The 21,323-nt window shown below is 69.1% G+C and carries 18 protein-coding genes; 8 read left to right on the top strand and 10 right to left on the bottom strand.

The window, feature by feature from the left end; all coding sequences use genetic code 11:
• Window positions 1-3: 3 nt before the first annotated feature.
• From dnaG to O3I_RS09970, 4 genes are all read right to left on the bottom strand, one after another.
• Window positions 4-1,938 carry a DNA primase gene (gene dnaG / locus O3I_RS09985; RefSeq protein WP_014982786.1) on the bottom strand — a complete coding sequence of 645 codons (1,935 nt, stop codon included), beginning with the start codon at window positions 1,936-1,938 and terminating at the stop codon, window positions 4-6.
• Window positions 1,939-1,993: 55 nt separating this feature from the next.
• A complete protein-coding gene (locus O3I_RS09980) occupies window positions 1,994-3,253 on the bottom strand; it encodes a deoxyguanosinetriphosphate triphosphohydrolase (RefSeq protein ID WP_014982785.1) in 1,260 nt (419 codons plus the stop codon).
• 64 nt (window positions 3,254-3,317) lie between these two features.
• The gene (locus O3I_RS09975) at window positions 3,318-4,010 is read right to left on the bottom strand and encodes a YdcF family protein (RefSeq protein WP_014982784.1); all 693 of its coding nucleotides are present in this window, start codon (window positions 4,008-4,010) and stop codon (window positions 3,318-3,320) included.
• A 92-nt stretch (window positions 4,011-4,102) separates the two neighbouring features.
• Window positions 4,103-4,798: an MBL fold metallo-hydrolase gene (locus tag O3I_RS09970; RefSeq protein ID WP_014982783.1), complete on the bottom strand. Its 696-nt coding sequence runs from the start codon at window positions 4,796-4,798 to the stop codon at window positions 4,103-4,105.
• 65 nt (window positions 4,799-4,863) lie between these two features.
• Between O3I_RS09970 and O3I_RS09965 the strand changes: the two genes are divergently transcribed.
• Both O3I_RS09965 and O3I_RS09960 read left to right on the top strand, forming a co-directional pair.
• The gene (locus tag O3I_RS09965; protein WP_014982782.1) at window positions 4,864-6,831 is read left to right on the top strand and encodes a TPM domain-containing protein; all 1,968 of its coding nucleotides are present in this window, start codon (window positions 4,864-4,866) and stop codon (window positions 6,829-6,831) included.
• A gap of 59 nt (window positions 6,832-6,890) precedes the next feature.
• Complete coding sequence (locus O3I_RS09960; protein ID WP_014982781.1) at window positions 6,891-7,709, top strand: MerR family transcriptional regulator; 819 nt, start codon at window positions 6,891-6,893, stop codon at window positions 7,707-7,709.
• A 69-nt stretch (window positions 7,710-7,778) separates the two neighbouring features.
• Here the strand turns inward: O3I_RS09960 and O3I_RS42530 are convergent, their stop codons facing one another.
• On the bottom strand, window positions 7,779-9,218 hold the full coding sequence (locus tag O3I_RS42530; protein ID WP_141691960.1) for a molybdopterin-dependent oxidoreductase: 1,440 nt from the start codon (window positions 9,216-9,218) through the stop codon (window positions 7,779-7,781).
• A 514-nt stretch (window positions 9,219-9,732) separates the two neighbouring features.
• On the bottom strand, window positions 9,733-11,064 hold the full coding sequence (locus tag O3I_RS09950) for a phthiocerol/phthiodiolone dimycocerosyl transferase family protein (RefSeq protein WP_141691961.1): 1,332 nt from the start codon (window positions 11,062-11,064) through the stop codon (window positions 9,733-9,735).
• 62 nt (window positions 11,065-11,126) lie between these two features.
• Here O3I_RS09950 and O3I_RS09945 point away from each other — a divergent pair, with 62 nt between their 5' ends.
• Entirely contained in the window at window positions 11,127-11,735 is a 609-nt protein-coding gene (locus O3I_RS09945) for a TenA family protein (protein ID WP_014982778.1), read from the top strand.
• Window positions 11,736-11,789: 54 nt separating this feature from the next.
• A complete protein-coding gene (locus O3I_RS09940; protein ID WP_141691962.1) occupies window positions 11,790-12,239 on the top strand; it encodes a DUF1707 SHOCT-like domain-containing protein in 450 nt (149 codons plus the stop codon).
• Between the two features lie 58 nt (window positions 12,240-12,297).
• Here the strand turns inward: O3I_RS09940 and O3I_RS09935 are convergent, their stop codons facing one another.
• Window positions 12,298-13,689 (bottom strand): glycine--tRNA ligase, encoded by a 1,392-nt coding sequence (locus O3I_RS09935; RefSeq protein ID WP_014982776.1) that lies wholly within the window; start codon window positions 13,687-13,689, stop codon window positions 12,298-12,300.
• 195 nt (window positions 13,690-13,884) lie between these two features.
• On the opposite strand from O3I_RS09935, the gene O3I_RS09930 reads away from it, so the two are divergent.
• From O3I_RS09930 to O3I_RS09920, 3 genes are all read left to right on the top strand, one after another.
• Entirely contained in the window at window positions 13,885-14,235 is a 351-nt protein-coding gene (locus O3I_RS09930; protein ID WP_014982775.1) for an ArsR/SmtB family transcription factor, read from the top strand.
• A gap of 3 nt (window positions 14,236-14,238) precedes the next feature.
• Window positions 14,239-14,685, top strand: a complete 447-nt coding sequence (locus O3I_RS09925; protein ID WP_014982774.1) for a Fur family transcriptional regulator — start codon at window positions 14,239-14,241, stop codon at window positions 14,683-14,685.
• Window positions 14,686-14,820: 135 nt separating this feature from the next.
• Window positions 14,821-15,795, top strand: coding sequence for a hypothetical protein (locus tag O3I_RS09920; RefSeq protein WP_014982773.1), 975 nt, complete (start codon window positions 14,821-14,823; stop codon window positions 15,793-15,795).
• A 128-nt stretch (window positions 15,796-15,923) separates the two neighbouring features.
• Here the strand turns inward: O3I_RS09920 and O3I_RS09915 are convergent, their stop codons facing one another.
• Entirely contained in the window at window positions 15,924-16,898 is a 975-nt protein-coding gene (locus tag O3I_RS09915; protein WP_014982772.1) for a hypothetical protein, read from the bottom strand.
• Window positions 16,899-17,000: 102 nt separating this feature from the next.
• Between O3I_RS09915 and O3I_RS09910 the strand changes: the two genes are divergently transcribed.
• The gene (locus O3I_RS09910) at window positions 17,001-17,618 is read left to right on the top strand and encodes a TetR/AcrR family transcriptional regulator (RefSeq protein ID WP_014982771.1); all 618 of its coding nucleotides are present in this window, start codon (window positions 17,001-17,003) and stop codon (window positions 17,616-17,618) included.
• On the opposite strand, the gene O3I_RS42525 is transcribed toward O3I_RS09910, so the two are convergent.
• Complete coding sequence (locus O3I_RS42525; RefSeq protein ID WP_051066545.1) at window positions 17,619-20,723, bottom strand: tetratricopeptide repeat protein; 3,105 nt, start codon at window positions 20,721-20,723, stop codon at window positions 17,619-17,621.
• A 98-nt stretch (window positions 20,724-20,821) separates the two neighbouring features.
• Window positions 20,822-21,097: a YggT family protein gene (locus O3I_RS09900; protein WP_014982769.1), complete on the bottom strand. Its 276-nt coding sequence runs from the start codon at window positions 21,095-21,097 to the stop codon at window positions 20,822-20,824.
• Window positions 21,098-21,323: the final 226 nt, after the last annotated feature.

The following is a 21,323-nucleotide window of genomic DNA, read 5'->3' as shown; positions in this document are numbered from 1 at the left end:
CCCCTAAGCGCCGGTGGCGAAATCGTCGTGGTTGCCCATCGCTTGGGTGAGCAGGCTCTTGCGGTACTGCTCCAACGCCACGAGGTCACCGAACAGGGCCATGTACGCGTCGGGCTGCTCGGTGGACGACACCCGCTGCAACTTCGACTTCAGCTCGGCGATCTGGCGGCCGACCCACGCCTCCTGGGTGCGTGCCAGCACGCCGGCGACGAAACGCGGCATACCGGCCGCGTTCTTCACCGGTAGCGGCTCGCTGGCTAGTTCGGAAAGCAAGGCACGCATGGTGAGGTCGTCGGTGCGGTCCGCGACGGCGTTGAGCCATTCCGCGCCGCCGAGTCCGGCCGCGGTGCCACCCGCTTCGGCGATCAACTGCCGGATCGCCGCGTAGGCGGGGTGGGTGAACGCGTCGGTTTCCAGCGCGTCGAACGACGACCCGGCCATGGCCGGGTATTGCAGCGCCGCCGCCAGCACCTGACGCTGCGGCAGCAGGGTCGGATCGTTCGGCTTCGGCCGGGCCGCCGGATGTTCGGCGACCACCTCGGGCTGCGGGGCGGGTGCGGCGGGCTGACGGGCACCGTTGGCGGGGCGGGCGCCGCCCATTCGATTCCGTTTGGCTTCGTCGCCGACCCGGCGCACCACGGTCTGGATATCGTCCCAGCCGACCCAGCCGGCCAGTTTCGTCGCGTAGGCCTTGCGCAGCGCGTTGTCCTTGATCTGGGCGACCACCGGGACGGCCCGGCGCAGCGCCTCGACCTGCCCTTCGGCGGTGTCCAGATTGTGGTCGGCGAGCAGGCCGCGAACGACGAACTCGTACAACGGGGTTCGGCGGGCCACCAGGTCGCGCACCGCGCCGTCGCCGGAGTGCTGGCGCAGCTCGCACGGGTCCTGGCCGTCGGGCGCGACCGCGATGTAGGTCTGGCCGGCCAGCTTCTGGTCGCCCGCAAAGGCTTTCAGCGCCGCCGCCTGGCCCGCCGCGTCACCGTCGAAGGTGTAGATGATCTCGCCGCGCCAGAAGTTGTCGTCGAGCAGCAGCCTGCGCAGCAGCGCGAGATGCTCGTCACCGAAGGCGGTGCCACAGGACGCGACGGCGGTTTTCACCCCGGCCAGGTGCATGGCCATCACATCGGTGTAGCCCTCGACGACCACGGCCTGGTGGCCCTTGGCGATATCGCGCTTGGCCAGGTCCAGGCCGAACAGCACCTGAGACTTCTTGTACAGGATGGTTTCCGGGGTGTTGATGTACTTGCCCGGCATGGTGTCGTCGTCGAAGAGCTTGCGCGCACCGAAACCGATGACGTCACCGCCGAGGTTGCGGATCGGCCAGAGCAGCCTGCGATGGAATCGGTCGATCGGACCGCGCTGGCCCTGCCGGGACAGCCCGGCCGCCTCCAGCTCCTTGAACTCGAAACCCTTGCGCAGCAGATGCTTTGTGAGCGTGTCCCAGCCCGCGGGGGCGTAACCGCAGCCGAACTGCTGCGCGGCGGCGGCATCGAAATTGCGGTCGGTGAGGAATTTGCGCGCCGTCTCGGCTTCCGGCTCGCGCAGCTGCGCCATGTAGTACTCGTGCGCGGCGGCGTTGGCCGCGACCAGCCGCGAGCGGGTGCCGCGGTCCCGCTGCACCGAGGTGCCGCCGCCCTCGTAATTGATCTGGTAGCCGATCCGATCGGCCAGCTGCTCGACCGCCTCGACGAAACCGACGTGTTCCATCTTCTGCAGGAACGCGAAAACGTCACCGCCCTCGCCGCAGCCGAAGCAGTGGAACAGCCCGTGGTTCGGCCGGACATGGAACGACGGCGACTTCTCGTCGTGGAACGGGCACAACCCCTTCATGGAGTCGGCGCCGGCGCGTTTCAACGCGACGTACTCGCCCACGATGTCTTCGATCCGGACACGGTCACGTATCGCCGCGATATCGCGATCTGGGAGTCGTCCGGCCACGGCAGTGAGCGTACCCGGCGCGGCCCGCGTTCTTCACCTGTGGCTGTTCACACGCTCAGACGCCGAGCAGCGCGGCCACCCGTTCGAGCCGGCTCTCGGTGTAGGACGCGATCTGATCGACGATGACGCGCACCCGCGCGGTGTCGTCGGCGGCGGCGTGCCACCACGGCAGCAGCAGGGGGTCGAGTCCGTTCGGCGCGGTCGCGAGCAGCCGGGTGGCGACCGCCTGGATCTGGTCGCGCTGCCCGGCCTGGCGCAGTTTGTGATCACGGTCGGACATGACGTAGTGCAACGCCACGGTCTTGAGCACCGCGACCTCGGCGGCCGCGATGAGCGGCACCTCGAGATCCGCGCCGTACCGCGACAGTGGTCCGGTGCCCGCGGTCTCGCGCGTCGCGGTGATCGCGCCGGTGGCGAACCGCCCGACGAGTTCGCTGGTGAGTCGTTTCAACGCGACCGAGCTGGCCAGGGTGCCGTCGTAGGCGGGAACCGCGGCGACGACCGGCAGCTCGGAGAGGCGTTGCGCCGCGGCGACGAGTTCCTCGGCGGACAGCGAGTAGTGCTTGTGCCGGCCGAGGCTGGCCAGCGCCTCCTGCTCCCACGGGTCGGCCAGCGCCCGCAGATCGATGCGTCCGGCGATGACGCCGTCCTCGACGTCGTGCACGGAGTACGCGACATCGTCGGCCCAGTCCATGATCTGGCATTCGAGGCTGCGGCGACGTTCGGGCGCGCCCTTGCGAATCCACGCGAGTCGTTCGGCATCGATGTCGTAGGCGCCGAACTTGGTGCCGGGACCGGTTCTGCCCCAGGGATACTTGAGTGCCGCGTCGAGCGAGGCCCGGGTGAGATTCAGGCCCGCGCTCACCCCGGCGGGGTCGAGCACCTTGGGTTCGAGGCGGGTGAGGATCCGCAGGTTCTGCGCGTTGCCTTCGAAACCGCCGTGCGCGTCGGCGAAATGGTCGAGCGCCTTCTCGCCGTTGTGCCCGTACGGCGGGTGGCCGATGTCGTGCGCCAAGCCGGCCAGGTCCACCAGGTCGGGATCGCAGCCGAGGCCTTCGCCGATGCTGCGGCCGATCTGGGCCACCTCGAGCGAATGGGTGAGCCGGGTGCGCGGCGTGTCCCCGTCGCGGGGGCCCATCACCTGTGTCTTGTCGGCGAGCCGGCGCAACGCCGCCGAATGCAGCACCCGGGCCCGATCGCGGGCGAATTCGGTGCGGTGCCCGACCTCGAATTCGCTACCCGGCGCGCCGAGGCCCGCCGTCTTCGGCCGCTCGACGACCAACCGTTCGTAGTCCGGCTCGCTGTAGTTCTGCACTACTCCACCTCGCTCACGCACGGCCCTTTCGGGCCGAAAACCCTACCGCACCTTCGGTTCTCGCTCACTGTCCGGCCGTGTATCGGAAGTCCGCCGCGAAATGGGTGAGCTGATACCAGAGCAGAGCGCCTGTCTCCCTGGCGATTCCGTGGGCCTGCGACTCACGGGTGTAGACGGCGGGCCCGGTTCTGGTCGGCGCGGTCCACGCGTCGAGGCCCTCGTCGCGGGCCATGGTGCGGGTGCGCAGCGAATGCCACGGATCGCTCACCAGCACGGCGGCGGACATGTCGCGGGCCTGCATGGCGGTGGCGACCGCCTCGACGCTGCGCAGCGTGTCCGAACCGGTCTCCACCGCGAGGATCCGGTCGCTCGGGATGCCGCGCGATTGCAGATAGTTCTTGCCGGACGCCGCCTCGGTGTAGAGGTCACCCTCCTGTTTGCCGCCGACGGTGATCACCCGCGGCGCCACGCCGAGCCGGAACAGCTTGTAGGCCTGGTCGAGTCGGGCCTCGAACACCGAGGACGGCGTGCCGGAGTACTGCGCGGCACCGAGCACCACGATGGCGTCGGCCTGGGTGTAGTCGTCGATCCGCGCGACCTGCCAGACCCGGAAGGCGGTTCCGCCGACCAGCACCAGCCCCATCAGCACCGAGCCGACGACCAGCCGGCGCGTCCAGCGCAGCAGCCCGGCGGCGAAACCGCGCGCGGGCGGCGTGGCCTGGGCAGGGTCGGGCGCCGCACCGGCTCGAGCGCGCATCGATGGCAAATCCACTCCCCAAGTCTGCCAGTAGGTGTCTCGCGCGCGGGTTGTTCGCCCCAGCGCGACGGGGGTGAGGCTACCGGCCGGGGTTACCAGCCGCGTTCGCGCCATTCACCGAGATGGGGACGCTCGGTACCGAGCGTGGTGTCGTCGCCGTGGCCGGGATAGACGACGGTGTCGTCGGGGTAGCGGGCGAAGATCTTGGTCGTCACGTCCTGGTAGAGCGAGTCGAAGTCGGCCGGGCTGTTGGTGCGGCCGACGCCGCCGGGGAACAGCGAGTCGCCGGTGAACAGGTGCACGAGACCGTCGCCGTCGGTGCACGCGAGGGCGACCGAGCCGGGCGTGTGGCCGCTGAGATGGATGACCTCGAACGAAAGGTTGCCGACCTCGATGTGCTCGCCGTCGGCGAGCAGCCGATCGGGACGCACCGGCAACGGATCGGCGTCCAGCGGGTGGGCCGCGGTCGGCGCGCCTGTCGCGGCGGTCGTCTCCTTCAGCGCGAACCAGTGGTCCGGATGCTGATGGGTGGTGACGATCAAGGCGATCTGACCGGGCGCCACATGATCGACGAGGGCTTCGATGCGCGCCGGGTCGTTCGCGGCGTCGATGAGCAGCGTGGCGCCGGTACCCGTGCATTGCACGAGGTAGCAGTTGTTGTCCATGCCGCCGACGGACATCTTGACTATGCGCGCACCCGCGACATCGCGCTGCTGCGGATTCGAATCCGCCGAAACATGGCCGGTATACGGGCGATCGATGGTGATCACGTTTTCGATGCTAGTCACCTGGCGCCTACCGCGACCACTCGCGGCACCCACCGCCTCGACCTGCCGCGCGCTAGATTCGTCGCATGTCGCTACCGAGTCGTGTCGTCCGCTGGACCGCCGCGGTGGCGGCCTGTCTCGCTGTCACCATCGCGGGCGCGCCCCTGGCACACCCCGAGCCGCCGGTCCGCTTGGACACCTACGTGGTCGATCCGGCGAAAGCCCTCGACCAAGGACAGCTCGATCAGGTGCGCTCGGCGGTGAACCAGCTGTACGCGGACCACCAGGTGCGGTTGTGGGTGGTCTATGTGCGCGATTTCGGCGGTCTCGGGTCACAGCAGTGGGCCGATCAGACCGCGGCGAAATCGGATCTCGGCACGCGCGATCTGTTGCTCGCCATCGCGACCCAGGATCGCGCCTACCGCCTGGACGGCGACGCGCCGAGCGGTATCAGCGATGCCGAGCTGGACAGCCTGCTCACCCGGGAGGTGGAGCCCGCACTGCGCGACGGCCGGTGGGCGGACGCAGGCATCGCCACCGCGGACGGCCTGAACTCGGCGATGCGCGGCGGCACCGACATTCGGGTGCTGCTGCTTCTCGGCGGCGTACTCGTGCTCGTCATCGTGGGGTTGGTGCTCTACTCCCGCAAGCGAAGTCGCACGCGGGCACGAGCCGAACTCGCGGCGGCCCGGAACATAGACCCGGACAACACCACCGCACTGGCGGCCTTGCCGGTCGAGGCGTTGGACGCGCGCTCGCGCGAGGCCCTCGTCGAGATCGACAACGCCATCCGGACCAGCGGCGAGGAGCTGGAACTGGCCAGCGGCGAGTTCGGCGCGACCGCCACGCTCCCCTTCACCACCGCGCTCGACCACGCGAAAACCGCCGCCGCCAAGGCCTTCTCGATCCGGCAGCGACTGGACGACGATATTCCGGAAACCCCGGACGAGCAGCGCACACTGCTGGTCGACCTGATCGGCACGGTGGGCCGCGCCGATCGCGAACTCGACGCCCAGGTGGCCGAATTCGACGCGATGCGTAACCTGCTGATCAACGCCGCCGACCGATTGTCCGGGCTCACCAGGGATCTGGTCGAATTGAAGAGCCGCGTCCCAGCCGCCGAGGCGGAGATGTCCCGGCTCACCGCGGCACATCCGGCGAGCGTGCTCGCCCCGATCCACGACAACGTGACCATGGCGGGGGAACGAATCACGTTCGCGGAGCAGAACATCGACGCGGGCCGCAGCGCCCTCACCCAGCCCGTCGGCAAGCAGGGCGGCGCGGTGGCCGCGATCCGGTCGGCCGAAGCGGCGGTCGGGCAGGCTCGCACGCTGCTCGACGCCGTCGAGAACGCCGCCACCGATATCCAGCAGGCGCGCGACGGACTGCCCGCGGTGCTGGACGAGCTGCGCCGCGATATCGCCTCCGCCACCGAGCTTTCCGAGTACGGCGGCCCGGAACTGGCCGCCGCGACCGATGCGGCACGAACGGCGCTGACCAGAGCCGCAGCGGCTGCGGAGGCCGACCCGCTGGACGCCTTCCACGACGCCGTGGCCGCCGACACCGACCTGGACCGTGCCATCGCCGCGGCCACCGACCGCAAACTCGCCGCCGAGGATCTGCGGCGCAGACTCGATCGCGCGCTCACCGACGCGGGCGCCCGGGTGCGCGCGGCGGCCGACTACATCACCACCCGGCGCGGCGGGATCGACGCCGAGGCGCGCACCCGGCTGTCGGAGGCGCAACGCAATCTCGCGGCGGCGCAGCAGTTGAGTCCCACCGATCCGGCACAGGCCCTGACCAACGCCCAGGCCGCCGCCGACCTCGGCGGACGCGCACTGCAGGCGGCGCAGGCCAGCGTGCGAGCCTGGGAGGCGAGCCAACCGCCGTCGGGCACCGCGCAGGCGGGTGCGGTACTCGGCGGCATTCTGATCGACGGACTGCTGCGCGGCGCCGCGAGCGGTGGCCGCCGTGCCGGATCGGGTGGCTGGGGCGCGGGCTCCTACGGCGGCTCGTCCGGGTCGCGGCGCATCAGTCGCGGCGGCCGATTCTGATCGAATACCGGGCGCTACTTGACCCTGACACCGTGTGAGGCCATAGACCGGGAGTCGTTATGTTCACCATCGGAGACTTCGCCAGACACGGACGGGTGTCGGTGCGCATGCTGCGCCACTACGACGCCATCGGACTGTTGCGCCCGGATCGGGTCGACGCGTCCAGCGGCTACCGCTTCTACTCGGGCGGCCAGCTGGCCCGGCTGAATCGCGTTGTCGCGCTCAAGGATCTCGGCTTCACGCTGGACCAGGTCGGCCGGATTCTGGACGACAAGGTCACGGCCGCGGAACTGCGCGGCATGCTCACGCTGCGCCGCGGCGAGCTGGAGCAGCGCATCGCGAGCGACAGCGCCCGGCTCGCCCAGGTCGAATCGAGGCTCCGCATCATCGAGAAGGAGGGCGCTATGCCCGTCCATGATGTGATCGTCAAACCCCTGCCCGCCGTTCGGGTGGCCGTACTGTCCGATACCGCAGGCGATTTCGAGCCCAGCTCGATCGGCCCGGTGATCGGGCCGCTGTTCGAGGACATCTGCCGCAGGCTGGAGGTGGCGGGCGTGCCGATCGTCGGGTGCGGCATCGCGTATTACGAACAGCGCGAAGACGGTTCGGTGCTCGCGCACGCCGCGATGCCGGTCGATGTCGAACCCAGCGCGGCCTACGACTTCGAGATCGTCGATCTACCAGCCATCGAGCGGGCGGCCACGGTGGTCCACAAGGGCAGCATGAACGATGTCCTGGAACCGTGGCAGGCGCTCGGCCGCTGGATCGACGAAAACGGTTATCGCACCACCGGTCCCAGCCGCGAGGTCACCCTCGTCTACACCGAGGACCAGAGCGGCTGGGTGACCGAACTCCAGGAGCCGATCGTCGCCAAGTGACCGCGCTCAGGGGGAACTGGTGGCGGCATCGCCCGAGAGCCTGCCGCCATCAGTTCCCCCTGATCTTGGTCAGACCTGGACGGTGACCGTGTGGAAGCCCGACGGGCCCGTCGGGAACGGCGCGCGGTGCTTGCCCTCCTGAACATCACCGGCGCGGCTGATGGCGCGGGCCTGCACGACGTGTTCACCCGGCGGGAGGTCGACGGTGGTGCGCCAGCGCCGCCACGCGGCCGGGGCGAGCTCGGTGCCGAGCTCGGCGGGGAACCAATCACCTTGACCGACACGAACTTCCACGTCTGATACGCCCTGCGGCGGGGCCCAGGCGACACCCGCCAAGGTGGTGGTACCGGCGGCCGTCCGGCCCGGCGCGGTGACATCGATGCGGGCCTGCGGGGGTACCCACAGCGGTCCGGCGGGCCAGCCTCGCTTCCACCAGTAGTCGACGTGGCTGTCGTCGGCGAGCTCCAGCTCCCCCAGCCATTTCGCGCCGGTGTACTGGCCGTACAGACCCGGCACGAAGACGCGGGCGGGGAAACCGTGTGCGGGCGTCAGCGGTTCGCCGTTCATGCCGATCACCACGTAACCCGGCCATTCGCCGGAACGCAGCGGCTCGACCGGCAGCGAGATCGTGTAGCCGTCCACGGCTTTGGTGACCAGCCTGGTCGCGCCGGTCTCCGGGATCGCGTGCTTCAGCAGATCGGCCAGCGGAACGCCGAACCAGCGCCCGTTCGCTGCCCGTCCCTCGCCGGGGCGGTTGTGCACGCACACCATGACTGCGTCGAATTCCACCGCGTCCTCGGCCAATTCGGCCAGCGACAGGCGCAGCGGATGCGCGACCTTGCCGGTGACCGACAGCCGCCAGTGGATCGGATCGATCCGGGGCGGACGCAGGTTCACGTCGGCGACGTACATCCGCCGGGCCGCGGTGACCAAGGGCGACAAGCCGGGCTCGCCCTCCAGGCCGTCCTCGGGTACGACCCCGAGCGCCCCCATCGGACCGACCCGGCGAATGTCGTTGTCCTGCTTGCGGTCCAGATCGTGGTGCAGGGTATGCGCGGCCGCGAACATCCCGCCGCCGGCCGCCGCCCAGGCGAGCGTGCGCAGCAGTCCGCGCGGCCGCCGGGGCAGTCCGGTGGCCAGCACGCCGGCCGCGGCGACCGCGCCCGCGACGGTGGACGTGGAGCGGGTGGACAGCCGGGTCGCCAGCGCCGCGGCGCCGGCCCCGAACGCGATCGCGGCGGGGGTGCGCAAGCGCTGCGGCAGCGCACCGAGTCCGACGGTCGCCGCCACCGCGCCCGCGCCGACGCCCAGCCGGGTGGCCGCCTTGTCGTGCCGGCCTGACAGCGCGACAGTGGCCTCCACCACCGGCACCGGCGTGACGTCGATCACGGCCCGCCCGAGCGTGTCGATCAGCGAGCCGCCCCTGGTCGCAGCGATCGCCTCGCCGACGCCGAGGGCCGCTATCCCGACCGCGGCCGCGCCCATCCTTCCGTCTCCGTTCGTCACCATCGCCGGCACCCGCTTCCAACCCGATCGTCCGCTGTCACCCAGCATTCTGCCCGACCTGCCCAACCGGCCAACTCGTTTCACCCCCGCCGTCCCTAGTACGGCACCGCTGCCCGGACCACCCGCCGACCAGCCGGACACGATGCCGAAAGCCACGCCGACCAGCGGCGTCGGCCACGTCGACCAGCGATGTCAGCCACGCCGACCAGCGGCGTCGCGCCACGCCGACCAGGGACGTCAGCCACGCCGACCAGCGGCGTCGCGCCACGCCGACCAGCGGCGTCGCGCCGCGCACACGATCGGGTCCACCGCGCCGCGCGCATATTCGCGTCCCGCGCGCGGATTCGCCGACGATTTCGTGCGCGGCGCGACGAAACGTGCGCGGCGTACTCGCGGCCGCGTGGCCGCGTGGCCGCGTGGCCGCGTGGCCGCGTGGCCGCGTGCCCGCGTGCCCGCGCCGACCTGGACGGCAGCGCAAGTGCCGCGCCGTTCGGGTGCTGCGGCCGCACTGCGTCAGCTACCGGTCATCGCTGAGGATCGTCTCGCCGGACAGGGCGAGCAGTTCTTTGCGTACCGCGTCCAGGAGCCCGTTCGCCTCGGAACCGCCACCCAGCAGGCCGATCGTCAGTGCGCCGTGGAAGGTGTAGACGAGGAAGGTCACGGCTGCCGAGGCTCCGGTGGACGGGCGCGGATGGGCCGAGAGGTAGACGATCTCGTAATCGGTGAGTTCCAAGCCGGCCGGGGTCCGGAACGACGGCACCGCCCCGGTGTTCGTCACCGCGACGTGACCGGCCAGCGAGTGGATCCGCTTGTCCCCGAAGAAGTCCGGGAAATGCAGCACCGACTGTTGCACGATGCCCGCGGCGAGGTCGGCACGCAACTGCTGCGCGATCCGCCCGCCCAGCTCGAGGACGCTCGCCGACAGGTCGACCTCGGCGGCGAACGAGGCGAGCCCCGCCATGTTGGTGCCCTCCCCGGGAGCCACCTTCGGCACCAGCCTGGCACGCATATCCACCGGATACAGGCAGCCGAGCGGCACCGGACCGGTTGCGGCATCGGTGATTCCGGACGCGAACGCGCGCAACAGCGCCGCGGTGACCAACCCGTTCACGCTCACCCCGCGATGCCGCCCGAGCGCGACGATCCGTGCCGTGACCGCCGCGTCGAGGCGGGTCCGCAAGGGGCGGGCAAGGGAGCTGGGCACCGCGACCGCGGACCCGGACGACCGGATGGTCACCGATACGGCACCGCAGGCGTCCGCGCGAGCCGCGGTCACGACGGGGGCGGGCACCGGCAGCGGCCGGGTGACGGCCTCGAAACCGGACACCGCCCCCGCAACGATCCCCCGTTGCGCCACATGCCATTCCAACGGCTGCGGGTAGTCATGCGGCACACCGGCCACCGGTGTTCCTTCGACGAGGCCGGTGTAGTGGTCCCAGAATCGGGCGAGCAGTTCGACGCAGTGCCCGGCGTCCGCGACGCTGTGATGCGCGAACAGTGTGAGCCGCCAACGGTCTTCGGACCCGACCACGTCGAGGTAGGCGAGCTGGGTGCCGGGGTCGAGCGGCGTCGCGGGCAACCCGATCGTCTCGACATCCCCGTCGGTCACCGTCGCCCCGACCGGCGAATCCCCCGGGCGCAGTAGATATCCGGTCCCCTCGTCGTCTTCACCGATCCGGCAGGTGATCACCGGATACGTCGCCTGCAACGCGGCGAACGCCCCCTGCACCGCCGCGATATCCACCGCTCCCCGCACCGACACCGAGCGCCCCGTGTACGTGCCGTGCCGTACGAACCGCTGTTCCGACGGCGCCAGCACCCGCACCACCGCATCCTCATCCCGCAACACCTCGCAAGCGTGCGGTAACACCCGCGCGGGTGCAAACCGCGGGGTACGCAAGACTGGTCGGCATGAGTCTTGCCGCACATCTGGAGGAACTCGGCCGTCCGCTGGTCGAGCATCAGCTCACGCATCCCACGGTGGCCGGGATCGCCAAGGGTGATCTGCCCGAGCCGATCTTCCGCTCCTGGCTCGAGCAGGACTACCTCTTCCTGCTCGACTACGTCCGGGTGTTCAGCCGCCTGGCCTGGCAGGCGCCGTCGGCCCACCTCGCCGACCTGGTGGATCTGGCGCACGCCACCTACCACGACGAACTGTCGCTGCACCGCTCCCTGGCCGCCGAGTTCGGCGCCGACCTCGACGGCGCCACCAAAGGCGTTGCCTGCACGGCATATACGTCATTCCTGCTGGAGTCGGCGGCCGACTACGCCGAGGGCCTGGCCGCCCTCTACCCGTGCATGTGGGGTTATTCGAACCTGGGCGCGCGGCTGGCCGAGAACCCGCCCGCCGAACCGCGCTACCGCCGCTGGGTCGACACCTACGCCGACCCCGGCTTCGCCGACCTCACCCGCCGCATCGCCCAGATGATCGATGAGGCGGGCGCGGACCCCGCCCGGGCCGAAGCCCTGTTCCTGGAGGGCATGCGGCACGAGCTGGCGTTCTGGGACGTTCCCCGCTGACCACACCAGAACAAGTGGTGCACAGGTGGCGCGCCACGTCCTACGCTGACTGTCGTGGGAGTGGAGCACGTGCGGGCCTCTGACGCGGACCGCGAGAAGATCGTCGAACAACTGCGTCTGGCGATGAACGAGGGCAGGTTGAGCCTGCACGAATTCGACGACCGGTTGCAGCAGGTGTATGCCGCCAAGACCTACGGCGAGCTGACGCCGCTGCTGGCCGACCTGCCGACGCAACGCAATACCCGCGAGGCCGTGTCGAAACGGGTGCCGCAGTGGGTGGTCATCATGTGGACCCCGTGGGTCTTCGTGAACATGCTCTGCCTGTTGATCTGGGCGGCCACCGGTTTGGGGTACTTCTGGCCGTTCTGGGTGGCCGTGCCGTGGGGTTGCGCCCTGCTCATCCCGACGGCGATCGGAATCACCGTGCGCGGCAACGAGTCCGAATCGCAGCGGCCACCGCTGCCGCCGACTCCGCCGACACCACCGCTGCCGCCGAGTCACTGAACGACGAACGACCCGCGCCGACTGATCGGCGCGGGTCGTTCGTCGGGTCGCGAAAGGCTCAGGAGCCCAGCAGATGCTGGGCCAGGTAGCCCTCGACCTTGTCCAGCGCGATCCGCTCCTGGGCCATCGAATCCCGTTCCCGGATGGTCACCGCCTGATCCTCGAGCGTGTCGAAATCGACGGTGATGCAGAACGGGGTGCCGATCTCGTCCTGCCGACGGTAGCGCCGGCCGATCGCGCCCGCGTCGTCGAACTCCACGTTCCAGTTCCGCCGCAGCTGTGCCGCAAGGTCTTTCGCCTTCGGCGTGAGATCCGCGTTGCGCGACAGCGGCAGCACGGCCGCCTTGACCGGCGACAGCCTGCGGTCCAGCCGCAGCACGGTGCGGGTGTCCACGCCGCCCTTGGCGTTCGGCGCCTCGTCCTCGGCGTACGCGTCGACCAGGAAGGCCATCAGCGAGCGGGTCAGGCCGGCCGCGGGCTCGATCACGTACGGGATGTAGCGCTCGTTGGTGGTCTGGTCGAAGAAGCTGAGCTCGGTGCCCGAATGCTCGGAGTGCGTCTTCAGGTCGTAGTCGGTGCGGTTGGCGACGCCTTCCAGCTCACCCCACTCGTTGCCCTGGAAGCCGAAGCGGTACTCGATATCGGTGGTACCCGCCGAGTAGTGCGACAGCTTTTCCTTCGGGTGCTCGTAGAGCCGCAGGTTGTCCGGGTTGATGCCCAGATCGGTGTACCAGGAGAACCGGGTCTCGATCCAGTACTTGTGCCATTCGGCGTCTTCGCCGGGCTTGACGAAGAACTCCATCTCCATCTGCTCGAACTCGCGGGTGCGGAAGATGAAGTTGCCGGGGGTGATCTCGTTGCGGAAACTCTTGCCGATCTGCGCGATACCGAACGGCGGCTTCTTGCGCGCGGTGGTCATCACGTTCGCGAAGTTCACGAAGATGCCCTGCGCGGTTTCCGGGCGCAGGTAGTGCAGGCCTTCCTCGGACTCGATCGGGCCGAGGTAGGTCTTCAGCATCATGTTGAAGTCGCGCGGCTCGGTCCACTTGCCGACAGTGCCGCAGTTCGGGCACGCGAGCAGCTCCATCGACACGGTGTCCGGGTCGTCGATCTTGTTCTTGAGCGCGTAGGCCTCCTGCAGGTGGTCCTGGCGGAAGCGGTGGTGGCAGTTGAGGCATTCGACCAGCGGGTCGTTGAACACGCCGACGTGGCCGGAGGCCACCCACACCTGGCGCGGCAGAATCACCGACGAGTCGAGGCCGACGATGTCCTCGCGGCTGGTGACCATCGAACGCCACCACTGCCGTTTGATGTTCTCCTTGAGCTCGACGCCCAGGGGACCGTAGTCCCATGCCGATTTGGTGCCTCCGTAGATCTCACCGCTCGGGTACACCAGACCCCGGCGCTTGGCGAGGTTGGCAACGGTGTCCACCTTCGACTTGGGTGCCACTCGAGAATTCTCCATCCACTACGAGTCGGATTCAGTCGGGTCCGATCAGACCTCGCCCACAGCCTATCGGCCCTGCCCAACCGAGTTTCCACCGCACGGGCATCGCCGCGGCACCAGCACTGTTCGGCGCGCCCGTTTGACATGCGCAACTGTGCATATCAAAATGGGATCGCTTTCCAATAAGGAGTTGGTGACATGACCACCGAGACTGCCGCGGTGCACCCGCACAACCCGTACCGCTCGCCCGCGCCGGCACCGGTACCGGCGCGCAACGTCCTGGAGGACGCGGGCGAACTGCTGCGCGCCCTCGCCGCACCGGTCCGCATCGCCATTGTGCTGCAACTGCGCGAGTCGCCGCGCTGTGTGCACGAACTGGTCGATGCGCTCGGCGTCACCCAGCCGCTGGTGAGCCAGCATCTGCGCATCCTCAAGTCCGCGGGCGTCGTCCACGGCGAGCGGTCCGGTCGCGAGGTGCTCTACGAACTCGTCGACGACCATCTCGCGCATATTGTCGTAGACGCCGTCGCGCACGCCGAGGAAGGGTGATTCGTGCCAGACAACACGGTCGTACCGCAGAAGCCGGTCGGCATCCGCAGTACCCGGCAGCGCAGCGCGATCGCGGCGCTGCTGGGTGATATCGAGGAGTTCCGTTCCGCCCAGGAATTGCACGACGAGTTGCGCAAGCGCGGCGAGGGCATCGGCCTGACCACGGTGTATCGCACCCTGCAATCGCTGGCCGACGCGGGCATGGTCGACGTATTGCGTACCGATACCGGCGAATCCGTCTATCGGCAGTGCTCCACCGGCCACCACCATCACCTGGTCTGCCGGCATTGCGGACGCACCGTCGAGGTGAAGGGCCCGACGGTGGAATCGTGGGCCGACGCGATCGCGAGCGAACACGGCTTCACCGAGGTCAGCCACACCATGGAGGTGTTCGGCACCTGCCGCTCCTGCAAGTCGGCCGGCAACGGCGACGGCCGCACCGCGCCCTAGCCGCCTGCGGTCCGCTCAGCGGACCCGTCTCTGGTTAACACCGCGCTTCCCCCGGCAGATTTCAACGCGAACCCAGCGACGCCCGGCCGACCCGGGCATCGCGCTCTGGGGTTTCGCACATCTTCTGGAGGCAGCGTGCGCTCGACCCTGATCTCATCCGCAGTCCCCGCGCGACCCCGGCGGCTGCGCACCACCGCGGCAGCGGCCGCGTTGCTCAGCGCCGCCGCGCTCGCGCTGACGGCATGCAACGACAAAGACGGCACGGCGACACCGGCTTCCGGCACGCCGGCCACCAGCGTGGCCGCGACCGGTGCGCCGGGTAGCGCGGCTCAGGCGACGGTGCGCACGGTCGGCAAGACCGGCTGGTTCGAGGGCTTCGACATCACGGTCGACAAGGCCACGGTCGTGCCGGACGAATTCGGCGGCGCGAAGGTGCTGATCGACATCACCTACAAGAACACCACGCTCGACAACAAGACGATGAGCAACAACACCTCGCTGCTGGTCGGCACCGAGGTAGACGGCGGCGCGAGCTGGGACAACCCGACGGTGCCCGGCAACGGATCGGCCAAGGGGTCGGTGACCACGCCGGTCAAGTCGGCCAAGGACGCGGAGCATCTGCTCGACACGATGACCGTGGTCTACGGCCAGGCCTCGGACAACCAGACCAAGATTCCGCTCAGTGCCGCGGGCAAGGTCGAGAGCGTCCAGCCGAAGACGCTGCCCGTCACCGGCACGCTGGTGCAGGACCAGACCACGATCGAGGTGACCGCGGGCAAGCTCGCTCCCAGCTACGCCAAGAACGAGCACGGCAAGGACGAACTCGCGCTGCGCGTCAAGATCAGCGGCGGGCCGGGGATCGCCGCGGGCGGCACCAACATCTTCACCGAGTATTTCTCGCTGCAGACCCCCGACGGCAAAACCGTGGTCGCCGACGACCGCGGCCAGATCAACGAGCTGCTCGACGCGGGCAAGACCATCGACAACCCGAAGAACTACGTCGTCTTCGTCGTCCCCGCCCCCGCGACCGGCAACTACGTCCTCACCTATAACAACCAGAAAGCCGAAGGCGCGGCCACCGCACCGACCTTGGCGTTCACCATCGCCTGAGCCGAGCCCGCCGCTTTCCCTCGAGTCCCACTGTTTCAACCCGCGGACTCGCGTGTGGTCATTGCCCGAACGCACACGAGAACGGGGCATGCGGGCGCAGTCTGCGCCCGCATGCCCCGTTGGCGGAGTCAGCTCACAGCAGCGGGAACTGGTGCGGCGGTAACGGTCTCGGCCGCAGCGCGGGGACGGAAAGCGGCGACGGCGAGCAGTGCCAGGCCGGCAACCGCCCAGATCAGCAGGACCACAAGGGGTCCCGTGGCGGCGGCGCCGTCGAAGAAGGCGACCGAGCGGAACAGCGAGGCGGCGGCACCGGGCGGGAGGAGCTGGCCGATCGCGCCCCACGGCTGCGGTAGCAGCTCGGGGGCCGAGGTGGCCGCGGAGAACGGGTTGCCGATGAGCAGCAGGGTGAGGGCGGCGATCCCGATGCCCGCCCGGCCGATGACGGCGGCGAGCCCGACGACCGCACCCGCCACCGCGAACGAGGCGAGCCCGGCGACCGCGGACAGCACCAGGTAGGAACCGGGGATCACCGACATCCACCCGTGCACGATCTCCATGCTGAGCAGGCCACCGACCACACCGAAGGTGCACAGTCCCAGCGCTTTTGCGCCGAAGGCCGGGATCAGCAGGCTGAGCAGGACGCCCGCCGCGAGACCGGACATCACCAGCGGCAGCACCATCGCGCCGAACGCGGTGCCGCGCGGATCGTCGGCATCGGCGGCCACCACATCCTCCACCGGCGCCGCCGCACCGGCGGACAGCTGCTGCCCGATCTGCGTGAGTTGTTGCGCCACAGCGGGACTCGCGGCCGAGGCGACCAGCACCCGGGGCGGGCCGTCGCCGGTGACGATCGCGCCGTACACCTCGCGGTGCTCGATCGCGGCACGGGCCGCCGCCGCGTCACCCGGCCGGGAAATCTCGAACGCGTCCGGACTGTGCGCGGTGAGCTTGCCGACCACCATGTCGGCCTGCGGGCCGGTGACGGCGATCGGCACGTCACGCGGTGCGATGTTGGCCGCGGGCCAGGCGAAGGCGACCAGCATCAGCGCTTGGAGCAGGGCGGCGCCGACACCGATGGCGAGCGCTCGCTGGTTGATGTTCATGACGTTCTCCCGTAAATCGAATGACCGTTCTTTTTCGATGGATCGAGCGTCGCACGCACCCTCGGACTTGTCAAGAACGGATATTCGTTTTACTTTGGACCCATGCCCAAGGTCAGCGAAGAACACCTGGAACGTCGCAGGCAGCAGATCCTGGACGCCGCGCGGCTGTGTTTCGCGCGCAGAGGTTTCCACGAAACCTCCATGCAGGATGTCTTCACGGAATCGGGCCTGTCGGCCGGTGCCGTCTACCGCTATTTCAAGAGCAAGGACGAGCTCATCGCGGCGCTGGCCGGGCAGACCTCGGTCGGCCTGCGCGCGGTGATGGGCGAGTTGATCCACGCCGATCCCCTGCCGACACCGGACCGTCTGGTCGGCGCGATCGCCGAGAACATGATCGCGCAGAGCGGCCCCGACGGACCGCTCCGTTTAGCCCCGCAGGCGTGGGCGCTGGCACTCGTGCACCCCGAGGCCGCGGTGTACGTCAAGGAGGCGATCATGGGCATCCGTGACCGCATGTACGAGTACACCGAGCTGATGCGCGACGCGGGCTGGCTTCCCGACGATGCCGACCTGCACGCGGTGGCCGTCGCCATCATGGGAATTCTCCCCGGATTCATGTTGCAGCACTTGATCATCGGCGATGTCGATCCGGAGACGCTGGCGCGCGGCGTCCGCACACTGCTCCCCTACGGCAGCACCACGAGCCCGGCGCAGGCCTGATCACGTCGAGCCGCGCCAGTATTCGAGCTCGGCGACGGTCTTTCTGGTATGCGGGTGCTGGACGCCCAGTACCCGAATCCGATCGGCGAGCACGCGCTCCAGTTCGGTGACCGCACCCGGCACATCACCGGCACGGCCGCGACAGCGCGCCAGGTCGTATCGGGTCCGCAGCGTATCGGTGTGGTCCGGGCCCAGGATGCGCCGCCGGTCGGCCAGCACCTGCTCGAAACCGACTATTCCCCTGGCAGTTTCGCCGTTCTGCACCCGCCACCAGGCCAGCCGGTTACGGGTGGACAGCGTGGCGATGTTCGACCTGCCGAGGACGCGGGTCTGCTCGGCCAGCAACCGCTCGAGTTCCGCGACCGCCCGAGCGGTGTCCCCGCCGTGCCCGATCCATTTGGCGAAATGACACCAGGCGCCGAAGGTGTGCAGATCGTCGGGGCCGAAGATTCGTCGCTCGTCTGTCAGCAGCAGTTCGGAATCCGCTGTGGCACCGGCGATGTCGCCGCTCTTGCCGCGCCACTGCGCAAGATCGAAGCGGGTCGCCAGGGTGCTCGGGTGCTCCGGGCCCAACACCCGTCGCCGATCGTCGAGCAATTCGCGCAACTCGTGGACAGCCCGGTCGGGTTCACCGTTGCGACCGTGCAGCCACGCGAGATTGCTTCGGGTGGCTAGGGTGTCCGGATCGTCGCGGCCGAGCACCCTGACACGGTCGTGCAGCAGGGCCTCGGTATCGGCGATCGCACCGGCGAAGTCGCCGCCGCGGCCACGCCAGTAGGACAGATTTCCCCGCGCCCGCAAGGTGGCCACATCATCGGACCCGAGCACGCGCAGCCGATCGCGGAGCAACACCCGATACTCCGCGACCGCGTGCGCGATCTCGCAGTTCTTGCCATGCCACCAGGCCAGATTGTCGCGGGTGTCGAGGGTCTCGGGGTGGTCGTCGCCGAGCGCCACACGCCGGTCGGCGAGCAAACGCTCGTAGTCCTCGACGGCTGCCTGTTTGTCGCCGCTTTCCCCGCGCCACCAGGCGAGGTTGTAGCGGGCGCGCAGGACGTCGAGCGGATCGGCCGACTCGTGGAACGCGGGCAACCACGCCGCCCAACGGTCGCGGTTGTCCGAAGCCCGTCCGGTGTCGAGACTTTCGAGATACCGCAGCGCCGCGGCGGAATCGCCGTAGGCGAGGTAGTGCCGCACCGCCGACCCGTTGGCGTACTCGGTCGCCTGCACCGACGTAATGCCCGCCAGCGCCGCGGCGATGGCTCGATGCCCGTCGCGCAGGTCGAAACCGTTCTCGCGCAACACGTCCATCAGCGGGGCTACGAAGGCGCTGTGCGCGATGCCCAGGCTCTCCTCCGCCACACCGGGTCTCCCCCGCGCGATCAGCGCGCCCAACGCCACCACGCGATCCCGAATCCGCGCCTCGCTCAACGCGATATGCCGATCCGCCAGCGCCGCGCGCAACAGCTCGATCGGCAGCACCGTACCCGCGCCGGCCGCGGTGAGCACGCCGAGCACCGGCAAGGTCGCCGAATCCTCCTCGGCCCCTTGCAGCACCGCCGCGACACGACGCTCGATCAGACCCGTCAGACCGACCGCCTCGAGCACATCGGTATCGCCGCCGCGGTGATACACGATCTCCGCAAGCAGCCGGGCGAGCAGCCAACCACCGGCCGGAGCCTGCGCCGCCAGCCGGTGCCACGCGTCACCGATCCACTCGGCCCACGGCGCTTGCGCGAATTCGGCTCGCCCTCTGCCGATCACCCCGGCGATGTCCCGGGCGGTGGGCGGCTGTAGATCGATCCGGCACATATGGCCGAGCGCGGCGGTGTGTTCGATCCCCGCACCCTCCCGGATCCCGGTGATCACATGGACATTGCGGAGATCGGCGCGGGTGGTCAGCTCGGCGACGGCGGCGACGACGAATTCGCGCGTGCCCGGTCGCGGCTGGTCGAGGCCGTCGACCACGATCGTGATGCGATGTTTTTCGCGCAGCCCGCTCAGCGGCTGAGTCACCGTCAACGCGAACTGGTCGATATCGGGCCCGGAACGACCCAGGTAGGCACGCTCGACTTCCTCGCGCGCCGCGGCGAAACCCGCGACGCGATCGGTCAATTGGGTGGCCAGCTCGTCCACGAACGACTCGAGCGAACTCGACACGTCCAGGAAGACCGCGGCCGTGATGCTGCGCGGGGACTGGTCGTCGAGATCACCCACCAGATCGGGCCGGACGAGCAAGGACATCAAGGTCGACTTCCCGCATCCTGCCGAGCCGACCACCGCACGCAACCGCCAGCCCCGTGCATTCACCACATCCTCGAGCCGCCGGCGCAGCGTGGCGGTCAGCACGACGCCGCGGGTCAGCTGATCCACCAGGCCCGCCGCGCGGCGCCCCGCCACCGCGTCGCGATGCCGCGCGACATTGGGCACGAGCCACAGCCCGGCATCGCCGCCGAAAGCCGCGCCGAGGTGACTGGGATGCTGACCGATACACGTGGTGGCGATCGGTGAGCGCAGGTCGGAGGGCAACAGGTTCGCCCCGCCCAGGTCCAGACCGGTCGCGAAGGTCTGCACCATCGTCCGGGTGAAGCAGCCGCCGTACGCGCTGCCGTCATCGGCCGCGACCAGCAGCTCCACACGGCCGGTTGCCTGGTCGATCCGATCGAACCACCGGGTGGCCGCGCCGGTGAACGCCTGCCCGGTTTCGCACGCGTCGACGAGCACGATCAAACCGTCGAGCGACGCCCGGTTCAAGCGCTCCCGGATTTCCTGCGGCAAATGAAAAGCGTTGTGCAGGTTGACGTCTTCGGGCGTGTCCACCGCCAGCAGATAGAAATCCGAAGCACCCGTCGCCCGGCCGTGACCGACGAAACTGATCAGCAGGGTCGCCTGCCGGGTCGAGGCCGACCGGAAAGCCTCGTCCATCGCCGAGAGCAGCTCGGTCGCGGTCGGATCGACAATAGGCCCGTCATAGGAGGTCGCCGGTTGCCATGCGCCCCGTTCACTCAAACTCGAATACAGGTCCCAAGCCAATTGTTTCGGAAACGAAAGGCGCGGCAGCACAGCGCATTCCGATCCGATCACCAGCGCGAGTCGTCCTCCCACACAGAAAATATAAGGCTACCGATGTCGCGGTACGGCCGCTTTTGCCGCCCTGTATACCGAACGAATGAATTCGGAAACAGCCTCGGCGGCAACGCCGATCAGAGGCTGAACGCGACCGCGCGCAGAATCAGCGCGACGATGAACACCGCGGTAAAGGCCAGGTCGATCGACAACCCGCCCGCGCGGATCGGCGGCAACACCTTGCGCACCGGCGCGATCACCGGCTCGGTCGCCGCGTGCGTGACGTCACGCGCCTTACCCGACCACGCCGGGCTGTTGCCGAGCACGCCGATCCAGTCCAGCACGAGCCGGGCCAGCATCAGCAGAATGAACACCGTCAAGACGATTCCGAGCAGCGTCCCGATGAGACTCATACCGCACTCCTTCGTGGTGGCCGGGTCGGCCCTCTACCGGTGTCAACGCCGCAAGCCCGGAAAAAGTGTCTGCTTTGCCTGATTCTCAGAGGACTATCAGGCGAGCATAGTTCCGAAGTTCGCTGGTCACCGGTAGCGGCGACGCGTCGCGCCGAGATATCAGCCGCTCGGCCCATTGATCTCGGCCAGCGCCTGTGCAAGTGTCGGGCGTGCCCCAGCCAGGGGA

This window comes from Nocardia brasiliensis ATCC 700358, from assembly GCF_000250675.2.
In the GTDB taxonomy this organism is placed as follows: Bacteria; Actinomycetota; Actinomycetes; order Mycobacteriales; family Mycobacteriaceae; genus Nocardia; species Nocardia brasiliensis_B.
Note: the sequence above shows the minus strand (reverse complement) of the source record. Positions and strands in the feature narration are given on the sequence as shown.

Coding starts and splice junctions, on each gene's coding strand:
- O3I_RS42530 (WP_141691960.1), bottom strand. CDS start 9,218: ATGGTGACGAACGGAGACGGAAGGATGGGCGCGGCCGCGGTCGGGATA.
- O3I_RS09900 (WP_014982769.1), bottom strand. CDS start 21,097: ATGAGTCTCATCGGGACGCTGCTCGGAATCGTCTTGACGGTGTTCATT.
- O3I_RS09945 (WP_014982778.1), top strand. CDS start 11,127: ATGAGTCTTGCCGCACATCTGGAGGAACTCGGCCGTCCGCTGGTCGAG.
- O3I_RS09965 (WP_014982782.1), top strand. CDS start 4,864: ATGTCGCTACCGAGTCGTGTCGTCCGCTGGACCGCCGCGGTGGCGGCC.
- O3I_RS09975 (WP_014982784.1), bottom strand. CDS start 4,010: ATGCGCGCTCGAGCCGGTGCGGCGCCCGACCCTGCCCAGGCCACGCCG.
- O3I_RS09910 (WP_014982771.1), top strand. CDS start 17,001: ATGCCCAAGGTCAGCGAAGAACACCTGGAACGTCGCAGGCAGCAGATC.
- O3I_RS09915 (WP_014982772.1), bottom strand. CDS start 16,898: ATGAACATCAACCAGCGAGCGCTCGCCATCGGTGTCGGCGCCGCCCTG.
- O3I_RS09930 (WP_014982775.1), top strand. CDS start 13,885: ATGACCACCGAGACTGCCGCGGTGCACCCGCACAACCCGTACCGCTCG.
- O3I_RS09960 (WP_014982781.1), top strand. CDS start 6,891: ATGTTCACCATCGGAGACTTCGCCAGACACGGACGGGTGTCGGTGCGC.